Here is a 19,842-nt window from a genome sequence, read left to right as displayed (position 1 = left end):
GATGCTCCCTCTTATTTGCTGGCGATTTCTTTCTTGATACGAGAAAACTCGGCTTGTTCGATATCACCGCGAGCATAACGCTCGTTCAATATATCCAGCGCTGTTTTATTGGCTAGCCCAAAGTAACGACGATTCGAGCGATAGCTGTAACCCCAATGCCCAAAACTAGAAATCAGCAAGAACCAAAAACCAATCCACAATACCCAACCCCAGCCGTTCCAATATTCGTGATACATATCAATCTCCATGTTCAGCGTCGAAAATCAGATGACTTTCAAACAAACTCGATAGATCACTCTATAACGATAAGAAGACGAGATTCTGTGCGGTAACGAACGTTTAAAAATTCAGCACCGAAGATAGAAGAAAAAGCCCATTTAATATGATTAAGATCATGCTTTACGCAGAACACACACTTGCTAACAAATCCTTTCAAATCCCCAGAATCTAAACGCCCTGCACTTCCCTACAATCCGCTGCATTATTTATCTTGAGAGCTAATTATGTGGCGCAGTCTGTTTGTGTTTCTTATGTTGTGTTCAGCGTATGCGTCGGCGGGTTATTACGATGGTACAGAAGGGTTAACAGGCGATGCGCTTAAAGCAAAACTGCACAGCATCATCGATGGCCAAAAGCCACTTAAATACACACAAAGCGGGAATACCGATTGGTACGACGGCAAGAATATCGACGTGTGGGAAGCACTGGTTTATACCGATTCAGCCTGCCCAGATGACAAACCTAAGTGCGGCCTAGTACAAATGCTTTACCTAGATGACGTGAGAAACATCAGCCAAGCAAACCGAGGCAAAAGCAAAGACGATGCGTGGGACAGAGAGCACGTTTGGCCAAAATCCCGCGGCTTTGCCAAACAAAGCCAAGACGGCTACACCGATCTGCACCACCTTCGCCCTGCTGATCGTAATTTAAACGGTGCGCACAGTAACTATGGTTACGGCATGGGTGGCGAACCGGTATACGATGAGCTGGCCGACGGCAGCAAAGTATTGTCTGGCGCCTACCTAGATAAACGCAAACAATCTTTCGAACCAACCGACCGCGCCAAAGGCCAAATCGCCCGCATGGTCTTTTACATGGCGGCTCGATACGAAACTGGCGACAACGCTTCACCAGAAAACATGCCCGACTTAATCATCACCAAAGGCAACGACAAACAAAGCGGCCAACCCAGCATCGGCGACCTTTGTACACTCGTAGCGTGGAACGATACATTCGCCGTTACTGCCTTTGAAAAACGCCGCAACGACCGAGTGCAAGAGCTACAGGGGAATCGAAATCCGTTTATTGATCATCCTGAATTTGTGGATGGGATTTGGGGGGCTAAATGTGAAAACTAAAACCATCAACCTTACAGTTTTCTGACATAATGGATATAACAAAGATTATTCAGGTTCACTGAATGCTTACAGAAGGATTTGCAAAATGAAATTCATATTACTAATAACAACCATATTATTTTCCTCTCTAGCAAACGCGCAATTCGTTCACCCTTTGAATTTTGATGGGTCTGAGGCACAAAAAAAAGAAGTTATTACCTACATCACAAATAGAGTTAAACATGACTACTGCGGTACAGTCGATATGTGCCAGCAAGTGATGCTTAGGTTAATGGAGAAAGAAAATCTTGATGCTTTTAAAAGGCTAACCAAAGCTAAGAACCGCGACATCCTTGATAGAGCTATTCATGACTATTGTGGCAGAGTTGATATGTGTACTTATCAAATGATTGAAATAATGTACAACCAAAATGTAGAGGCTGCTGATAAAAAATTAGATTGGTAGCAAATATCATATTTCGAAGAAGTAAGTTTTGTCGATGGAGCAGTTGCCTTTAATTTCGGATGGGAAGGTGTCGTTTAGGGTGAGGATACCTTCTGCGACGAGTTGAGGTTGCCCATATAGCCAATAATTGTGTCTAGGGTGACGCTGGAACCTTAGCGTTGGCTTTTAATGAGGTCGTCTTGGCAGTCTTGTTGGGCGGTGGTTGGGTTGTCGTAGCTTTGACGTAGTTATTTGTGGTCAATGAAGATTCAGTGCTATTTTTCATCTGACCCCGAACTCTTGTAATATGGAACAACTACAGCAACTTCTCACCGACCTAGAATGCATTTCCCTTGCTGATATCTCAGCAATACCAGAGCCAAGCCAGCATGTCGTAGCAGAGCGTTTAGAGCAACTTCAAGATGTACTAAAGGAAGCATTAGTTTGCGACGAATAGTCACCGAATAAATTATTTGATCATTCTTTACACATGGTTTACATTTTATTTTGAATGTTGGCTTTGCAGTATAAAGCCTTATGAGTACTCCACTTCTTAAAAAGGATGTTCTTATGCTGCAAACGATAACGCGCTTCTTAATCCCCGCCTTGTGCTGCTCAGTAATAACTAGCTTTGCTGAAACTCCTGAAGATAAAGCAAATGCTATTTTAGAGAAAGCAAATGAAACTTTAGAGAAAGCTCAAATTAAAGCTAATGAGGCGGCTGAATCTGCTGCTGAGGCTAAAAAAACGGAAGAAGCTATCAACAATATTCAGATTGGTGGTTTTAATTTTTCCGTTGGCATTGGGTATGAATCCTACAATACCCCGTACATAAAAGATGCCGTATTACATGGAACTGGAACAGACCAAATTGTAGTAGTCACCGACTCATACAGTGCCAATACAAGCCTCTGGTTAACTACTAACTATGTTTGGGATGCTTTAGGTTCGGACTGGACTCATCCAGGGATGTATATAGGTGTAAGAGTCGCTGGCGAAGACTCTAACGTATTTGATGCGTTCGGTGTAGGAGCTATGATGGTGTTAAGACGAGAAGGAACGACTAAAGACAATACATTTAAATCCGTTAATATTGGCATAGGAAAAGTCTGGCATCGCACACAAGAACTTGCATATGGCATCACTGAAGGAAGCTCGCTCCCCGCAAGCTACACTCAAGTTGAATATCAAAAACGAGATGAGTCCTCATGGATGCTAATGCTTTCAGTTGGTTTCAACTAACTAAAAACTAATTTCTAAACACTAAGGTATGTAAAAAGCCCACATCGGTGGGCTTTGCTTTTACTGATTGGAATAACCTGTCGTTTAGAAGTCTGTGAAGTTGCGTTGGGCGAGGTCTTTGACGCGGGTGATGTTGTCGTTTACCCAGTCTGGTGTGCGGAGCTGGGCGATTTGGGCTTGGTACATGCGGACGGCTTGGATTAGGTCGACGAGTTCTTTAGAGGGGATGACGACGGGATTGCTTTCCAGTTTCAGGGATTTAATCATGTCGTTGAGGAGTTGGTACTTTTCTGTTTCTTGGAAGCTGGTTTCTAGGGTTGCCGTGTTGGGCGTGGTGGCGGGAAGGTGTTTTTGCTCGTGGAGCTGTTTTTCGCAGTCGATGAAGTAGCGGCGGGCTTGTTTGCCCTTTTCGTTGCGTTCGACCATGGCCAGTTCTTTTGCCATGTCTAGGGTGATGAAATACTCTTTCGTTGCGCCACGATTCCCGCTCCCCCGTTTGGGGGACTGGGAAATAAAAGTGTAATCTACGCCAAATTCAAAGCCATAACGTTTAATACGAGCATTAATCCAAGTATTGAAATCGCGGCCTAGTTCAAGAAAGGTGTGAAGATCACGAGCGTTAACGGTATCGAGGGTTTGCTCGTTGATAGAGCGAGTATGAAGTGTAATAAGTTGCATAGCCATCTATGGCCTCCTACGGTCAAAAGTTTGACCACACTTTGAGGTGAGATTCTCAAAGGTGGTGGATCTAAATCAGGATCTCACTGCCGCCCGTAGGAACGACCCAGCCGAAGCTGGCCCAACAAAGACCCACCATAACAGGCGGACTCCGGCCACAAAAAAACACGCGGTGCGTGTTTTAGGCCGCTACGGTAACAAACGGGGTGAGATTCCCGGCACTGGATTTTGCCAGTGCAAGAGAAATACTAGATCAAGATTGGCCGGGGGTCAATGGAGATACATCCAATAATCTATTCCCTACCTGCCCTCCCTCGTTTTTTTAACGCTTCGTGTAACGCAGTGTAATCGACCATTCAAAATAAACGGACTAATGTTTGGTTCGTAGGCCACAGAAACTGAAATTATCGGTATCGAGGTTTGGGTCAGATGAAAAACAGTATAGTTTTTCATCTGACCCCAAACTCAAATTTGAAGAGCGCTTGGTGGGCTATTTGTAAACCCTTTCAGTTACACAGAATTAATTACAGGATTTTTTCTGATTAAAGACTCTTTTATCGTGATTGAATTTTACCAACTATTCGATTTATCGACCCTTTCAACTTTCGATCTATGGAGTAGCAGTGAATCTATTCATTAAAAAATAGCTCTTTTAACATAGGCTCAGGATTGTTCAGAAATGCCTTCGTAATTTGGTAATGATCGGTATCCTCAAATTGAATTGGATATATACCTGACTGATCTATTTGGTAAATTTTAGCATCAGGATATGCCATGAGAATCGGGGAATGGGTAGCCATAATAAATTGAGATTGGTTATTAACTAACTGACGCATTCGACTCAATACACTTAATTGTTTTGCAGGAGAAAGCGCTGACTCAGGTTCGTCGAGTATATATAGCCCATTCCCACTAAAACGTTCAAATAATAACGAAATAAACGATTCCCCATGAGACTGGTTATGCAAAGAATTTCCACCATAGCGGTTTTTAATCTCGGGAGGCGGTGGCAAGTACCCAAAATCATATACTTCTTCATCAAGTTCATCCATATGCGTTGCTACGTTGTAAAAACTCTCTGCCCGCAGGAAAAAGCCATCATTGTATCGCTTAAATGATCTTGAAAATCGTAGATAACTATGTAATTCTGAATGTGTTTTCCTAGTACCAAAACTAAAGTTTTTGGAGCCACCTTCAGCATTGAACCCTAAGCCGACAGCGATCGCTTCAAGAAGAGTAGATTTACCACTACCATTTTCACCAACGAAAATGGTTACATCTTTACCAAATTCAATACTACGGAGCCCTTTAATAGCAGCTATTGAAAAAGGATAGTGATCGAATGATTCAATCAGATTTTTTTTAAGTTTTATCTCTTTTAGATACGGTAACGGTTCCATACTATGCATACTTAACTAGCTCACAGATTCACCCTATTAAATCAAGCCAAGGCTTTAAGACTTATCGTACCAACTTGACAGATTCCATAGAAGACTTCAATGCCTGTCTTTAAATATAAATCTTCGTAGAACCTGGTATGCCGTTTCGATGCTAACGTGTGCACTCGGAAAATAGCATTGTAATAAACCTGTTCTGGTCAACCTAAACTGGACACTTTTATTAGAGAATTTTCATAGTCAACCAGTGACATATCGTTGTTCGCCGAATGCAGTCTTTCGAGGTTGTAATACCTCATGTAAACTGCGGCATCTTTTCTCATATGCTGACGTGTGGACTGATGTACTTTAAATATCCAGTTGTGTTTTAGGCTGCCAAAAAACACTCAACAACCTCAGGATTTTATCGTCCATGGACGCAAAGCGCGTTTGGTGTTTGCGGACTAACTTGGGTTCAAAACTACGGTCGCGGGGCGTGTCGACGACAAAGCTGCCATCTTCGGTCTTGAGTGTTTTGGAGGTAAACCCATTACGACTGTTGGGTGCATGGTTTTTTTCATGTCGATCGTAACCAAGATGATCATCCATCTCGACATTGAGGGCGGTTTCGATCGTGACTTTGGTGAGCATTTTACGGAAGTCGTTGTGAATAATTAGGGTCAGAGTTAAATTAAACTCAAACCACTTCACTCGCAACAACCGTACACCTGTACCCTGCTTTGCTGTCTCCTCTTGCGGTGACTTTGTCGATGGACCAGTTGCCTTTCATTTCCGGTGGGAAGCGTTAACACCTTGTTATAAATAAACTACTTTGTCCATTCTGAAAACTCCTCTAACGTTCGCTCTCGATGGATATCTATCAGTTCCGCTGGTAAGACAACTTCTACTCCATTTAAATCAAATAGAAATGTATAACCATGATACAAACCATCTTTGAAAATAAGACTTTCGTCAGTCGTCATTACTTGTATTTTTCTTGATAAAATCTCATATAGCGGCTTATCTTTTGGTATTTTTTGCTCACAATAATTCTCTTTACAACGACATAAAACACTCATATTAGAGACAACGTCCCCACACAAGAGGTGTACGATTTTTTCATCACTAAATACTTTTTTGAATAAAGATAACGCTGCACTTTTATCATACAAACTATAAAGTTTAGAATCTAAACAATATATAGCCACATTAAAAAGTAAACGGTTAATTTCAGGAAATAATGATACAGGATAAATTTTACCATTTGGCAATACTAATTCTTTATTTTCATTAACAGTTAGGTTGTTGTGTACAATTTTATTCCTAATTTCTATAGCCCTTTCAAATGACTTCTTTTCTATAAAATCTACAATCGTGTCACCTGTGCTAAATTTAAGAAAACACCTGTTTTTCTGGGAAAAAGAAAGATCACTCTTTCCTAGCTTCTTATCCACAACAACATCAAAAAAATCAAAAACTATTGAAAATAGAGCTAAATGTCCCTCTGCGTTTAGTCTTGTTTTTGAAAGTAAAGAAGAGCCACCGATGCCAATATTGACTTTTATTTCACTCATTCCATCTGTAATCTTGGTTTCGGGGTAGTAACTAGTAAAACCTTTTGAAAAATCGTATTGAAAAAGAAGATTTTTAAGAACTTTTATTTTTTCATCAGTAAAACTCATCTCGCAACCTTATCACTTACTTATAACAATTAAGAATGAACATACGCGTTTAGACGATTCAAAAAAGTTCTAATGACGCTGTAAGTAACTGAATCAAAGTTACTTTATAAATTCGGGGTCAGATGAAAAACTAATATATTTTTCATATGACTCCGAATTCAGAAAATTATAATAGATTCACATTACAATCTCATTATATGACTTTTCCATTTCAACAAAAAGTGCATTGTATATATTTTCATAAGATTGATTATCTTTTAGCAGCCCTAACCTTTCATTAATTCTTGCTAAAAGCTCATCTCTCGATTCGTTTGAACGAAGGTGACAAACTAATATTCTAAAGTCATAAAGTACAAAAAATGGGCACATTAATTGCTCGAAATTTTGTTTATTTAGAATATGTTCTAGATAAACTGAGAATATTTTTAGTCCTTTTTTATTTTTAACATCAAGTTCAGGTTTTTTTCTTTTAGGACAGACTTAATCGCATTTGAGTTTATTGATTCAACAAATATTCGGTTTAAGGACTCTATAACAGGTGAAACATTTTTATCTTCCCAAAACACCGGCTTGTCTAGATTCGAAATCACATCAGACACTTCGCCATCAAGCATATAAAGAGGTTTACCATGAGCATCATTAGTTGAGGCAGAGAGTTTACTTCTCAGTTCGAATACTCGACTTTCAATACTTGGTTCTGTCCACTCAACTTCAATCTGAGCATTGTAAAACTCAGAATGGATACAGTGCACTGATTCTGTGTTTTCAGAACGTAAATAGTACTTTTCTTCTTCTGGCAGAGCATCGATATCACCAAGCCACATAATTATAAGCTTGTTTTTATTAACACCAAATGAAATACTCCACTCGCTCTTATAAGAAATAGTCCCATACGTTGACGAAAATAAATCTAGCTCATACTCTGGATTCTGAGAGTACTTATTCAACACACTTGTCTTAAAATATACTGGCGTTAAAAAACCTTCATTCCATGGACGTTCTAGTCCGGGAATGAACTCGTAATCAATTGAAGAATATTTAAATTTAAAACTCTCTGAGTATGGATACCTCTTGCTTCCCAACTCTTTAGGAAAAAGATCAATACCAGATTTTTTATATTTTTTCGCTTCACTTAGGTAATGCGCAATAACTTGTTTAGTTTTATCCGGATAATATACTTTTCCAGTTTCATTGTTTTTTAACAATGGTATATTTTTTAGATGAACCTTCTTATTATCAATAATATCAAAATGCTCACCAAACCAAAGATAAAGAGGGGATTTAGTTTCCTCATCAAAATATGACTGCATATTAAACACCCCAAAAAATCCATTATAAAATAATTAGCTATTTGGTGTAAGATGAAAAATCAATCCATTTTTAATCTTACACCAAATATCCTTATGACTGATTCTAAAAGCATTTTTTATTTTTAACCAGAAAAAAGAGCATTGACGCTATTTTTTTTAGATAAAGCGCGCAATTTTTAATCTCTCCAAATTCACACCACCTCACTCGCAACAACACTACACCGATACCCTGCTTTGCTGTCGCCTCGTGCGGTGATTTTGTCGATGGACCAGTTGCCTTTCATTTCGGGTGGGAAGGTGCCGTTTAGGGCAGCTTTTGACAAGAAATAATGAAGGCAGCAACCCTCAATGGATTGCTGCCTTCATGATTATTTTCGATCTTTGAAGAATTGCACAATGGAGTCGATCGGCATCCAAAGTTTGGAGGTGTGTTCTTCCTTCTGAAGGAAGATGAAGCCGCGATTCTGATAAAATGTAACGAGATCATCATCTTTGGCGTCTACAAATAATCCAACAACACCCATGTTCTCGTTTATCAGCAAGGTTCGCCGCATTGCATCGATTACCATGATTTTGGCGATGCCCTGCCTTTGGTAACCTTCATCCACGCCCATTCTGGCTAATGTCACGCCGGGTAATGGGTTGGGGTATTTCTTATACAATTTATGAGGAACAGGAACTTTGACCTCAATATTACTGAGCGAGTAGAAGCCCGCAATGTCTGTTTCATCACTCCCTTCTAGAACAAACGTTCTAGATAGATTTCGCTTTGCTGCACTGTTCGCAGACTCTTTTAGAAATTTGTTAATTCGCTCATTGCCACAATCAAAGCGTTTTCGATTGTGGCTTTCTTTCAAAGGTGACAGTGCCATTTTCATAACCCTCTAGCGCTCGATAAGCGTCATCTAGATGTTGAATTTTTGGCGGATTGTCTAATGCTTCAAAAAATCGGTTAGCCCCTTCCATAGACAACATTAGCAGCCTACTTCGTTCTACCACTTCTTTTGCCTTATCTAAGGCTGCATCAATCATAAACTGAGACATTGAGGCACCGGATAACTCCGCCGCATTAGTAATGATCTCTTGAACATCTTTTGGCGCTCTAGCAACGAGCCGCACATTTTCTTGCACATGAGATATAGTCATCGCTTTCTCCTTGACCTACTTATAATTCGGTCAAAATTTTTGTATTTTTCTCTGTTTCGTATTAACTCCATTAATTGTTAAGTTACTGCTTTCACATTTAGATTTTTCATTTCGTTTCTCCTAGTTAGTTTAAGAAAAGCAGAAAAAGTACTGCTTGGTGCCATTATGACACCACACTCACACCAATGTCAATGTGTTGCCAAAATGGCACCATTTAAACAACCTCACTCGCCACCACGGTACACCTGTACCCTGCTTTGCTGTCGCCTCGTGCGGTGACTTTGTCGATGGACCAGTTGCCTTTCATTTCGGGTGGGAAGGTGTCGTTTAGGGTGAGGATGCCTTCTGCGACGAGTTTGGGGTTGCCTGGTAAGTCGAGGGTGACGCTGGTGCCTTGGCGTTGGCTTTTGATGAGGTCGTCTTGGCAGGCTTGTTGGGCGGTGGTTGGGTTGTCGTAGCTTTGGCGTAGTTTCTTATACGGTGCGGTGCCGACGTGTACGGTGTGTTCTTCCCCTGTGTTGTTGTTAGTCCAGTTGGCTTTGACGCCGGTGATGGCGCTGCGGCTGGGTCGGTCGAGTTGGCAGTTGATGAATTGCCCTAGCTCGCTCGGTGTATTCTGGCTGGGTACACCGACGACCACGGGCGGGATGGCTTGCCCTGTGATGGTCTTCACTTGGCCCCGTTTGGCGAGGACGTAAAGCTCGTTGACGGGTTTGGCGATGGCGTCCCGTTCCCGTGCGATGCGGGTTAAGAAAGCGCTGTCGGTTTCGTCGGTTTGGTCCATGTGCTCGAGGAGGACGCTTTCAAACTCTTTGGCCACCCGTGGGCTGAATCCGTGGGGCGTGACGACTTGGCGGAACAGGTCGGCAAGGCTGACGTTTTCGAAGGTGCGTGTGCGGCGCTCTTTAAAGCCGGTCTTGTCTTCTACCTGAAACGGCGCGGCGGTGGCCACGATGGTGACGCTGGGCGGAAACAGCTTCGGTACGATGCGGGTGATTTTGAACTGGCCTTTGTCGATGAGGTTGTCGCCGTAGCCTTCTAGCCACGTAAGCACCGCGCCCTCTTTCGGCAAGCCTGTTTGCCCTGTGGTGTCGATGTGCAAGGTGAGCTGGTCGCTTTGGGTACCTGCGGCGTCGATGCGCTCCCACGAGGTCAGGCGGTTATTGATGATGCGCTCGCCTGCTCCGCTCACGCGCACTCTTGGCAAATAGTTGGATGGATTGTCTAGTCCCATATGTTGGTTACCGTCTCGGCTGCTTTGTTTGGCACGGTGGGGATGTCAATAACAACGCCAGCGGGAAGCACTGGCCCGTAGGCTTCTAAGCCGGGGTTTTGTTCGAACAAGGCTTCTTCCGCTTGGTCGTCGTTGCGTTTTAGGGCGATCCACAGAATGTTGGAAATGGTGTCGCCGTCGCGGCTACGAATGGTTGTCATTGGCGTACTCTTCTAGCTCTAGGGTGAACGCGAGGACGAAGGCGGTGCCGTCGTCGATGATCTTGTCTTGCTTCTCTTGCAAGCGTTTGATGGTCCATTGGCCTAAATTGTTGCCGTAGCCATCGGCCAGCACCAAGGGCGCTCGCTGGTTTTGTAAGGCGCGTAAAGCGTTGAGATTCGCCATGCCATCGCCTTGAAACCACGTGCCTGTGACCGTGATGTTTTCCAACTGTTGGCCCGTGTTTTGGCTCATCGGCTTTTGACCGTATCGCGCCACCGCGACCCAACCGCCGTCGCTAGTGCGCTGCAAACCCTCGTATGGCGTGCCTTCGCTCAGCGAAAAGTAAGCGCCCTTAAATCAGCATTCTTGCCGACCATTGAATAATCTCAGAACCTAACGCCTGTTTATTTTTTTACTAGCAGGAGTTTATTATGAATCAACCTTCCGATTCTCAATCACGTTCTGAGTTTTGGCTTGAACAGGTAAAAGTCGCTGGCGAGTCCGGCTTGTCTGGCGCTCAGTTTTGCAAACAACAGGATCTCAATTATTCGCAGTTTATGTATTGGCGGCAGAAGTGCCAGAAACAATCCAACCCAACGTCACAAGGCAAGGCGTCTGGTTTTGTTAAAGTAGCCCCCTCGATCCTAGAGTCTCCATCCAGCTTATCGGTATCTTTACCTAGCGGGATACAAATCCGTGGCATTGATTCTGGCAATTTGGCCTTGGTTCGTCAGTTGCTGGAATGGGCGTCATGACACGCTATTTTCGCCCATCGGTTGAGATGCCTGAGATCTATCTTTATCGCCAGCCGGTGGATTTTCGTAAAGCGGCTTTAGGGTTGGCGGCGATTGTCGAACAAGAGCTGGGACGCAATCCCTTCGATGGCGCATTGTACGCGTTCACCAACCGACGCTATAACAAGATCAAATGCGTATTCTGGGAAGACAACGGTTTTGTTCTCTATTACAAAGCCTTAGCGGAGGAAAAGTTCCGCTGGTCGAAGGGTGACGAGGCGATCATGTCATTGACGGGACAACAGATCAATTGGTTGCTGGATGGCTATGATTTATCGCGGATGAAAGGACATAAAAAGTTGTATTATGAGTCTGTTTTATAAGCACTTTTCAATTATGTTTTGCTATAATGCTGGGCATGAAAAAAGTGCCGTCTCCATTCCCAACCCCCATTTCCTATGAAGGCCTGAGCCACACTCAGCTGGTCGAATTGCTGACGCAGAAAGACCAGCTTCTTGATGACCATCATCAAGTCATTCGCCATCAGGAAAAATTGTTGGATGAAAGAAAGCAACGAATCGAGCTGTTAGAAGAATTACTGCGCTTAGCCAAAGCACAAAAGTTTGCCGCCAGCAGCGAGAAATCTGTTTATCAGATCGATCTGTTTGATGAAGCAGAGCTCGAAGCGGCGATGGACGCGCTCATTGAACAACTGCCTGAAGGGGTGCTTCCAGAAACGCTTCGACCTCGCAAGCGCCAACGTGGTTTCTCCGATAAGCTTCCTAGAGTACGGGTAGAACTGCGATTGTCTGAAGACGAAAAAGTCGGTGCCACGTCCACTTTTTTCAGTAAGGTCAAAGAAGAGTTGGATATCGTTCCCGCCAAGGTCAGGGTCCTCGAATACTGGCAGGAAAAGGCGGTCTTCAAACAAGAGGAGAATGAACAGGAACGGATCCGCTCAGCCGAACGTCCCCTTCATCCATTAGGCAAGTGTGCTGTCAGCGTTTCTTCATTAGCCTATATTATCGCGGGGAAGTATGCCGATGGCTTGCCCTTGTATCGCCTGGAAAAACAGATCGAACGCTACGGGGCGCATCTGGATCGCACCAACATGGCGAATTACCTGATCCGACTCAATGAGCCTATTAAACCGCTGCTGAACTTACTGTGGGAAGTGCAATTGGAGGCAAATTACCTGCAAGGTGACGAAACACGCATCCAAGTCCTTAAAGAAGACGGTAAAACCGCCCAATCTGATAAATGGATGTGGGTCATTCGCGGTGGCCCACCGGACAAACCAGTGATTCATTTTGAATACGATCCGTCTCGTGGCGGTAAAGTGCCCGTGCGCCTGCTCGATGGGTTCAATGGCGTGCTGCAAGCCGACGGCTATGGGGGTTACAACGCCGTGTGTAGGGAAAACAACCTAACGCGCATTGGCTGTTGGGATCATGCTAGGAGAAAGTTCGTCGAAGCCAGTAAGGCGGGTAAAACGAAGACAAAAAGTAAAAACGCGGTCCCAGCCAAAGCTGACGTGGCCTTAGGATGTATCAGCAAGCTCTATGCTATTGAAACGAAAATCAAAGGGCTGAGTGTCGAAGAAAAAACAACTGCACGTCAAGAACAGAGTCGTCCTATTCTCAACGCCTTTAAAGAATGGCTAAACAAGAATGTCGGTACCGTTCTAAAAGACGGACTGACTTATAAAGCCATCCAATACACCCTGAACCAATCGGACTACCTGACAGGGTACTGTGAGGATGGGCAATTGCACATTAGTAATGTTCTCGCTGAGAACGCCATCCGCCCCTTCGCGATTGGACGCAAGAACTGGTTATTCGCCGACACTTCACAAGGTGCTCATGCCAGTGCGACTTGGTATAGTCTCGTTGAAACGGCCAAAGCCAACGGGCTAGAACCTTACGCGTATATTTTGCATATTCTGCAACACATCGCTAGCGCCGACACGGTTGAGAAACTGGAAGCATTACTGCCTTGGCAGGTTAAAACGGCGCTGTAAAGACGCAGAACCATCCGGCAAACGGATGCAGTAAAAAAACGAAATGGAAAACCAGAAACAACCAAAATAAAGAAGAGAAAAAAGAAAGGTCTTACCGCTGCATCCTTGCAGCCTGAATCCTCCTGAAAACAGACAGAGCCTCCATCCTGGAGGTGTAGGCAAATCCGTTCGCCCTCTGTCTGTTATTTAACTTAAACTTTTTTGATACTTGATGCAACCTCAAGTATCCATTTACACCGATGAATGGTCATTAAGGGATCATTTACGACGACACAAAACAAACGATAATAATGCTGATTTAAGGGCGCTTACAGCGAAAACACAAAACCACCGAGCGACATCATCTGACGCATGATTACTCCTTAAATTAAAATGGAAAGACAGAAACGAAAAAGCCCATCAGGGATGGGCTTGGGGGTTTGGTTTGGGGTTAAGGGGTGTTTTTAGTCAGAGTCCGGACTCTCTTTAGAATATAACGCCGCAATAAGCGGACTAAAATTGTTGGCTAAAATGTGTAGTGTAGCAAAGCAAAACTTAGCCAACTGTTTTAGTTCCGTTTAATTGCCTTGTTACATTTCGTCAGCTCAGAGCTAGCATAAAAGAGAGAAATTTCCGCTAATAATTATTTCTCGAAGTAATGAATCATTATTTTTTGAGAAATCCTTAATGTTTACAAATAAATTAGTCTCACACTCCCCGTAGAAGATCACCTCGATAGATGGAATATAAGGAGAATCTGAATGTGGCTGATAATCAGCTATGTAGTTAACTAGATTGCTTAAACTAAGCGACTTATAAATCTCAAAGGCGGTATTTTTTGACAAATGAAGATCAAGTTTCGAGCTTGGTATTAATAACGTATCGTTATAAAAGCCACTTCCACGTTCAGGGAGCCTTCCATTTGAAATCACAAAATATATATACTCTCTTTCTGGCTGAGACAGACCCATAAAAATATTTTGTAAAGCATCGAGTGCATTGATTAGTAGATTTTTATATTCGTTGTCAGACTCATTAAGTGGATTCAAATTAAAAGAACCAATGAAGCTCTCGTACTTCAACCCTAGATGTGCTTGAGTTATGTTTGTGGGAAGTATGCTGTTGGTAACTGGGGCGCTTGTTCTCAAGTTCTGAGCCAAGTATTGATTGATTTTCTCTATTAAATTAATATCTTGTATCCCACTTATTTGAGAAATAAGACCTTTTACATCTACTACATCAACCCCAAAGTTTTCTTTTTTTTCAATTTTAGGTTTGTTTTTGTCCGAAATAATAAGAAAAACCAACCAGTCATAATCGCGATCAAGCTGATTGTCTACAAACTTTTTAATAGTTCTTTCAACTTTATTTTTTGTGTTTTCAGAGGTCACTTGAAAGCAAACTCGACTTTGCTTATCTCCTAAATCAATAGCTGGGTAATTGCTTTTCAAATCATTCATGTTTCTCAACTGAAGACCATAAATCATATTTAAAAGATTACAAAAGAAATCTTCGGCACCACTATTAATATCAGTAAAGCCCATCTGGTTTTTGATAAGCACAAATTTTGATAAATTGATTAACTGCTCACTAATCGAATCTATAATTCTATCTTTAGATAAGTACATAATTCCCCATTTAGAAATGTAACATTTTAATAATGCGGATGCTCGTTTAGACAATTTCAAAACTGCCCAAAAAAACCTTATAACCAATTGAATAGCAAAAGTTTTATAAAGCTATTCACAAAAGTGAAAACTGGAAAAACGAGTATGCGCGTTATTTCATTTATCCACAGCGCGTTATGTCTGCGCTGAAAATTTCTATTAACTGATACTAAAAGACTTTCTCGTTTCCTACCAGCCTAAAAACAACTAAAGCCCACTTTCGCAGGCTTTAGTTGCTTACCGCTTAGAAGTCTACAAAGTTGCGTTGGGCGAAATCTTTGACGCGGGTGATGTTGTCGTTTACCCAGTCGGGTGTGCGTAGTTGGGCGATTTGCTGTTGGTACATTCGTATGGCTTGTACCATATCATTTAGGTCGCTGGCGGGGACGACGACGGGGTTGCTTTCCAGTTTCATGGAGGTAACGATGTTGTTGATCAGTTACTTTCCTTGAAGGGAATAGCTCTCGGTTTCCAGTACGGCTGTGTCGGCTGAGGTGGCGGGAAGTTGTTTTTGCTCGTTGAATTGTTTGGGGCTGATAAAAGTATATCTAGCCCCAAAAAATCTACTTATTTGGTAGAAATCTCAACGAAATTTGATGAAGCAGTATTAATTGCCTTAAGAACTCCCGCTGGACCCTCAACGAGACTGTAACTAATTTTGTGTAACTACCTATCACAACATATTCTATAGAGAATTAAGGATAGGTAGATGCAAATGAACCAAAAAGAACTGGAAGCCTTCGCAAAAGAAGCCGCCAAAGGCATTAAAACGCCTGAGGATCTTAACGAATTTAGCCAAATGCTGAAGAAGATTACCGTTGAGGCGGCCTTGAATGCAGAGATGGATGAGCATCTGGGTTACGAGAGACATCAAAAATCCTCGTCAACCAACAGTCGTAATGGTAAGAACAGTAAGCGTATTAAGACGGAAGATGGTGAGTTTGAACTGGATACGCCTCGTGACCGCGAAGGTTCTTTTGAACCAAAGCTGGTCAAAAAGCACCAATCCCGCTTTACTTCCATGGACGATAAAATCCTATGGCTCTACGCGCAAGGTATGAGCACCCGAGACATCGTCAATGCCTTCGATGAATGGTACGGTGCTGAGATATCTCCGACACTGGTATCACGTGTTACCAACGCGGTGATCGAGCAAGTAACTGAATGGCAAGCACGCCCCTTGGATGCCATCTATCCCATTGTGTATCTTGATTGTATTGTGTTGAAAATCCGCCAAGATAAGCGTGTTATCAATAAATCGATTTTCTTGGCACTCGGTATCAACACCGACGGTCATAAAGAACTCATGGGCATGTGGATTGCTGAGAACGAAGGGGCTAAGTTCTGGCTAAACGTCCTCACTGAGCTTCAGCAGCGTGGTGTAGAAGATATTCTCATCGCTTGTGTTGATGGTCTAAAAGGCTTCCCAGAAGCCATCAATGCCGTTTTCCCACAAACCAGCATTCAACTGTGTATCGTGCATATGGTACGCAACTCATTGAAGTATGTATCATGGAAAGACTACAAAGCGGTGACGGCGGACTTAAAGCAAGTTTACCGCTCTGCAACGGAAGAAGAAGCCTTGTTGGAGTTAGATCGTTTCGCAGGCGTCTGGGACGATCAATACCCGCAAATCACCAAATCGTGGCGCAATCACTGGCATAATCTTAATACACTGTTTAGTTACCCTGACGATATCCGCAAAGCGATCTACACAACGAACGCTATTGAATCACTGAACAGTGTCATCCGTAGAGCCATTAAAAAACGTAAAGTCTTCCCAAGCGACGATTCTGCGAGGAAAATGGTTTATCTTGCCATTAGAGAGGCCAGTAAAAAATGGACAATGCCCATTCAAAACTGGCGCCAAGCGATGAGTCGATTTATTATTGAGTTCGAGGAGCGACTCGAAAAGCACCTTAACTAAATGGTAGTTACACAGAATCTGTTACAGGGTCCCCTCAACAAATATCAATGTTCCTTCAACACTTTGAACTGTAAAACTACTTACAGAATCACCATCAGATCCACGCATCACAACTTTTACATTTTTTCCTACAAATTTTTCTAACATTTTGTATACCCAGTCCGCTTAAACAGTCACGTTTATCAATAGATGCTAAACAACATCTACCCCTAACTTAACTTATTCCCTTACCCCAATAAAAACAACAACTAAAGCCCACTTTCGTGGGCTTTAGTTGCTTGTCGCTTACTCGTCTAGGAAGGTGCGGTTGGCGTATTCTTTGATGTGGTCGACGTTGTCGTTTACCCAGTCTGGTGTGCGTAGTTGGGCGATTTGCTGTTGGTACATGCGGATGGCTTGTACCATGTCGTTTAAGTCGCTGGCGGGGAGGACGACGGGGTTGCTTTCCAGTTTCATAGAGGTAACGATGTTGTTGATCAATTTGTACTTCTCGGTTTCCAGTACGGCAGTGTCGGCCGAGGTGGCGGGAAGTTGTTTTTGCTCGTGGAGCTGTTTTTCCATCTGGTTGAAGGCGTTGATGTAGGCTTCTTTGAACTGGGCGGCTTTGGTGCCGGTGAAGCCCATGGCCAAGAAGACGAAGCCGTCGCGGGTGATGCGATACATAGGGCGAGTCTTGTCTTGTTCATCTTTGTATTCAGCCAGCTCAAAATTGAGCGCGCTAAATTCCGCACTGCATTCAAGGCTTTCTATTTTGCGTAAAACGTTTCTGTGATGCTTGCCAAAGAATTTGGCGAGATCAGTTGAAGTCGTGGTGATTTGGTTATTGGTGATTTGTACAACGGGTGCGTCAATGCTTGAGATAATGTCCATAGCCATGTTTGGCCTCCTGTGTATGAAGTTAACCACCTCGTGAGGTACTAATCTCAGTAAGGTGGTGGATCTAAATCAGGTTAGTACTACCGCCACAGGAACGGCCTAGCCGAAGCTAGCCCAACAAAGACCCACCATAACAGGCAAATCTCGGCCACAAAAAAACACGCTCTGCGTGTTTTAGGCCTCTGTGTAAACGGGGTACTAATCCCGGCACTGGATTTTGCCAGTGCAAGGAGAATGTTAGATCAAGATTTTTTAAATTACAAGATTTCCAGACGTAAAAAAACCCGCATTAGCGGGTTTTAATGTGATTAATAAGCCCTAGATTTGAGCTTGAGCTTGTTTAAACCGAGATTCATATACTTTAAGCTCGACACCTTGATCCTGAAGAATACGAATCGCTGATTCTGTATTGATATGAGCTTCCGCTACACATCCAACGGCTACATTACCTAACAAATCATTTACTGCTTTAAGCTGAGACTCGCCATACACCGCTGAAAATTCCTTTATATCATCACACTTCATAATATTACCTCCACAATAATCATCTTGACCTATCGCTATCTCAGCTAGGGAATATAAGTCATCAATTCCTCTAGAGTTAACGTCTTTTTTGAGGATTTCTCTAAGCGAATTTTGAACTGAGATAGCTCCACCACCAGATCCAATCATTCCTATATGATTCCAATCAACAGGTATTAGACCAGTCTCATAAATTTTAAATGTCTTGTCTACGAGAAAGGACCAGCTATATTTTTCTTTATCAATACGATAAACGAACTGAAAAGATATTGGCGGTGTAGTCTCATCACCACGACAAAGGGTCAAAATTTTATCTTCGTACTTTAAAGGGTTTCTGTCGTGTATCAAACCCTCTAACAAAAAACTGTAGGCTTTAACTGACCCAGAAAATTGTACCGTTTTTTTTATAGGTGGCTTCCCTTTCTTTCTAACCTTTATGCCTTTCTGAATTTTAGTAAAGCCAGGATCTAGGATTTTTCTTATAATTTCTTTATTCGGTCCTGTTTCTGTTATCTGCGAATCAGAAACAAATTTCCCTTTACTGTACACGCCAATTGTCAAAGCATAGTCCCTAAGCTACAAATATTCAAAATCTACGTTTAGCTTAACTACTCACTTTAGGTATAAATAAAGGGATAGTGCAGAAAACAAAGATTGACTTTTTGCTATTAATTGAATTTAAACGAATTTTAGCTGTTATGCTGACTATATTCAACTATTTGACAACCTTGTCAACATCTATTTATATAATATACATAAAATCAGTAGGTTAGCCCTATGCAAAATAGTCCATTAGCCTCACTAGCCAAAAGAATTTTCCTCAAAACACTTCACAACTTTGGATCAGATGAAAAACAGATCAGCTCCATCTGACCCAAACCATTAGAGGCTTGTTACAGTTCTTTTAGGGCTGACAGAGAACCAAAATGAAAACCATCAACACTCGATAAGCGCCCACGCCACCAAGAACCCTCAGACGGAATTGGTTGTTGTCCAGGTGTAAAAACTCTTGCTTTATTTAAATGAATATATTGAGGCAACGGTTTTTCTTCATCTTCGTCATCATTTGTGTACATATCAGCGGGTGCTGTCAAGAGCGCGACTGCTTTGGAAGTATCGTCAGAGGGGCCTCCAAAAAATTCCGTTAGTTGCTCCCCAAGCCCTTCGAAATAATTGTGCCCACTTGTAAGTTGACCAGAAACAATAAGACCATTTACGAATAAGGTGATGGGAAGCTCATATTCTTTACCATTTATCATATCGACTAACTGTTGCAAGTACCAGTCTGGTTGTGTTTGATCGGGTTTCTTAATTGTGTCGGTAGCGCTTACTTGCGATTTTTCAGTCATTGCGATTCTCCATGATGAATTGCTATTAAGTGAACTAAATATTTTTTTGTGCACATGCACATTTACATATTTATCAAAAAAACTTTATTTCGATGCCATGAATTCTTATTGATTGAT

At 42.4% G+C, this 19,842-nt stretch carries 23 protein-coding genes and 2 pseudogenes; 8 read left to right on the top strand and 17 right to left on the bottom strand.

Going from position 1 to position 19,842, the window contains the following annotated elements:
- Positions 1–11: 11 nt before the first annotated feature.
- Complete coding sequence (locus ACO05V_RS12525) at positions 12–236, bottom strand: SHOCT domain-containing protein (RefSeq protein WP_421851761.1); 225 nt, start codon at positions 234–236, stop codon at positions 12–14.
- Positions 237–503: 267 nt separating this feature from the next.
- Between ACO05V_RS12525 and ACO05V_RS12520 the strand changes: the two genes are divergently transcribed.
- From ACO05V_RS12520 to ACO05V_RS12505, 4 genes are all read left to right on the top strand, one after another.
- Complete coding sequence (locus ACO05V_RS12520; protein ID WP_421851757.1) at positions 504–1,358, top strand: endonuclease I family protein; 855 nt, start codon at positions 504–506, stop codon at positions 1,356–1,358.
- A gap of 85 nt (positions 1,359–1,443) precedes the next feature.
- Positions 1,444–1,803 carry a hypothetical protein gene (locus ACO05V_RS12515; RefSeq protein WP_421851754.1) on the top strand — a complete coding sequence of 120 codons (360 nt, stop codon included), beginning with the start codon at positions 1,444–1,446 and terminating at the stop codon, positions 1,801–1,803.
- Between the two features lie 286 nt (positions 1,804–2,089).
- Entirely contained in the window at positions 2,090–2,239 is a 150-nt protein-coding gene (locus ACO05V_RS12510; RefSeq protein ID WP_421851751.1) for a hypothetical protein, read from the top strand.
- Positions 2,240–2,352: 113 nt separating this feature from the next.
- Positions 2,353–3,024 (top strand): hypothetical protein, encoded by a 672-nt coding sequence (locus tag ACO05V_RS12505; RefSeq protein ID WP_421851749.1) that lies wholly within the window; start codon positions 2,353–2,355, stop codon positions 3,022–3,024.
- A gap of 84 nt (positions 3,025–3,108) precedes the next feature.
- Here the strand turns inward: ACO05V_RS12505 and ACO05V_RS12500 are convergent, their stop codons facing one another.
- From ACO05V_RS12500 to ACO05V_RS12450, 11 genes and pseudogenes are all read right to left on the bottom strand, one after another.
- Positions 3,109–3,708, bottom strand: coding sequence for an antA/AntB antirepressor family protein (locus ACO05V_RS12500; RefSeq protein ID WP_421851746.1), 600 nt, complete (start codon positions 3,706–3,708; stop codon positions 3,109–3,111).
- Positions 3,709–4,331: 623 nt separating this feature from the next.
- Positions 4,332–5,102 carry an AAA family ATPase gene (locus ACO05V_RS12495; RefSeq protein ID WP_421851743.1) on the bottom strand — a complete coding sequence of 257 codons (771 nt, stop codon included), beginning with the start codon at positions 5,100–5,102 and terminating at the stop codon, positions 4,332–4,334.
- A gap of 197 nt (positions 5,103–5,299) precedes the next feature.
- Positions 5,300–5,482: pseudogene (locus ACO05V_RS12490) on the bottom strand (IS3 family transposase); the annotation flags it as partial.
- Positions 5,483–5,489: 7 nt separating this feature from the next.
- Positions 5,490–5,744 (bottom strand): annotated as a pseudogene (locus ACO05V_RS12485) (transposase); the annotation flags it as partial.
- A gap of 161 nt (positions 5,745–5,905) precedes the next feature.
- Complete coding sequence (locus tag ACO05V_RS12480) at positions 5,906–6,760, bottom strand: hypothetical protein (RefSeq protein WP_421851740.1); 855 nt, start codon at positions 6,758–6,760, stop codon at positions 5,906–5,908.
- Between the two features lie 425 nt (positions 6,761–7,185).
- Positions 7,186–8,070 carry a hypothetical protein gene (locus tag ACO05V_RS12475; RefSeq protein ID WP_421851738.1) on the bottom strand — a complete coding sequence of 295 codons (885 nt, stop codon included), beginning with the start codon at positions 8,068–8,070 and terminating at the stop codon, positions 7,186–7,188.
- Positions 8,071–8,438: 368 nt separating this feature from the next.
- A complete protein-coding gene (locus tag ACO05V_RS12470) occupies positions 8,439–8,942 on the bottom strand; it encodes a GNAT family N-acetyltransferase (protein WP_421851735.1) in 504 nt (167 codons plus the stop codon).
- Positions 8,896–9,216, bottom strand: coding sequence for a DUF1778 domain-containing protein (locus ACO05V_RS12465; protein ID WP_421851732.1), 321 nt, complete (start codon positions 9,214–9,216; stop codon positions 8,896–8,898). Before ACO05V_RS12465 ends, ACO05V_RS12470 begins: the two co-directional genes overlap by 47 nt.
- 214 nt (positions 9,217–9,430) lie before the next feature.
- Complete coding sequence (locus ACO05V_RS12460) at positions 9,431–10,450, bottom strand: phage late control D family protein (protein ID WP_421851729.1); 1,020 nt, start codon at positions 10,448–10,450, stop codon at positions 9,431–9,433.
- A complete protein-coding gene (locus ACO05V_RS12455; protein ID WP_421851726.1) occupies positions 10,441–10,650 on the bottom strand; it encodes a tail protein X in 210 nt (69 codons plus the stop codon). Before ACO05V_RS12455 ends, ACO05V_RS12460 begins: the two co-directional genes overlap by 10 nt.
- Positions 10,634–10,987, bottom strand: a complete 354-nt coding sequence (locus tag ACO05V_RS12450; RefSeq protein ID WP_421856958.1) for a phage tail protein — start codon at positions 10,985–10,987, stop codon at positions 10,634–10,636. Before ACO05V_RS12450 ends, ACO05V_RS12455 begins: the two co-directional genes overlap by 17 nt.
- 95 nt (positions 10,988–11,082) lie before the next feature.
- Here ACO05V_RS12450 and tnpA point away from each other — a divergent pair, with 95 nt between their 5' ends.
- From tnpA to tnpC, 3 genes are read left to right on the top strand one after another with little or no spacing between them, the layout of a single operon-like run.
- Positions 11,083–11,406: an IS66 family insertion sequence element accessory protein TnpA gene (gene tnpA, locus ACO05V_RS12445; protein WP_421850371.1), complete on the top strand. Its 324-nt coding sequence runs from the start codon at positions 11,083–11,085 to the stop codon at positions 11,404–11,406.
- Positions 11,403–11,768, top strand: coding sequence for an IS66 family insertion sequence element accessory protein TnpB (gene tnpB / locus ACO05V_RS12440; RefSeq protein ID WP_421850368.1), 366 nt, complete (start codon positions 11,403–11,405; stop codon positions 11,766–11,768). Before tnpA ends, tnpB begins: the two co-directional genes overlap by 4 nt.
- 35 nt (positions 11,769–11,803) lie before the next feature.
- On the top strand, positions 11,804–13,405 hold the full coding sequence (tnpC, locus tag ACO05V_RS12435; RefSeq protein WP_421856928.1) for an IS66 family transposase: 1,602 nt from the start codon (positions 11,804–11,806) through the stop codon (positions 13,403–13,405).
- Between the two features lie 590 nt (positions 13,406–13,995).
- Here tnpC and ACO05V_RS12430 read toward each other — a convergent pair.
- Positions 13,996–15,012 carry an SMEK domain-containing protein gene (locus ACO05V_RS12430; protein ID WP_421851723.1) on the bottom strand — a complete coding sequence of 339 codons (1,017 nt, stop codon included), beginning with the start codon at positions 15,010–15,012 and terminating at the stop codon, positions 13,996–13,998.
- A 754-nt stretch (positions 15,013–15,766) separates the two neighbouring features.
- Between ACO05V_RS12430 and ACO05V_RS12425 the strand changes: the two genes are divergently transcribed.
- Positions 15,767–16,978 carry an IS256 family transposase gene (locus ACO05V_RS12425; protein WP_338269659.1) on the top strand — a complete coding sequence of 404 codons (1,212 nt, stop codon included), beginning with the start codon at positions 15,767–15,769 and terminating at the stop codon, positions 16,976–16,978.
- A gap of 21 nt (positions 16,979–16,999) precedes the next feature.
- On the opposite strand, the gene ACO05V_RS12420 is transcribed toward ACO05V_RS12425, so the two are convergent.
- From ACO05V_RS12420 to gvpU, 4 genes are all read right to left on the bottom strand, one after another.
- On the bottom strand, positions 17,000–17,125 hold the full coding sequence (locus ACO05V_RS12420; protein ID WP_421851720.1) for a hypothetical protein: 126 nt from the start codon (positions 17,123–17,125) through the stop codon (positions 17,000–17,002).
- Between the two features lie 138 nt (positions 17,126–17,263).
- Entirely contained in the window at positions 17,264–17,854 is a 591-nt protein-coding gene (locus tag ACO05V_RS12415) for a Rha family transcriptional regulator (RefSeq protein ID WP_421851717.1), read from the bottom strand.
- 318 nt (positions 17,855–18,172) lie between these two features.
- Positions 18,173–18,937 carry a hypothetical protein gene (locus ACO05V_RS12410; protein WP_421851714.1) on the bottom strand — a complete coding sequence of 255 codons (765 nt, stop codon included), beginning with the start codon at positions 18,935–18,937 and terminating at the stop codon, positions 18,173–18,175.
- A gap of 332 nt (positions 18,938–19,269) precedes the next feature.
- Positions 19,270–19,725 carry a gas vesicle accessory protein GvpU gene (gene gvpU, locus ACO05V_RS12405; RefSeq protein WP_421851711.1) on the bottom strand — a complete coding sequence of 152 codons (456 nt, stop codon included), beginning with the start codon at positions 19,723–19,725 and terminating at the stop codon, positions 19,270–19,272.
- Positions 19,726–19,842: the final 117 nt, after the last annotated feature.

This window comes from Marinomonas sp., assembly GCF_965225885.1.
Lineage (GTDB): Bacteria > Pseudomonadota > Gammaproteobacteria > Pseudomonadales > Marinomonadaceae > Marinomonas.
The sequence above is the reverse complement of the archived record's forward strand: the minus strand, read 5'-3'. Positions and strand labels throughout refer to the sequence as shown.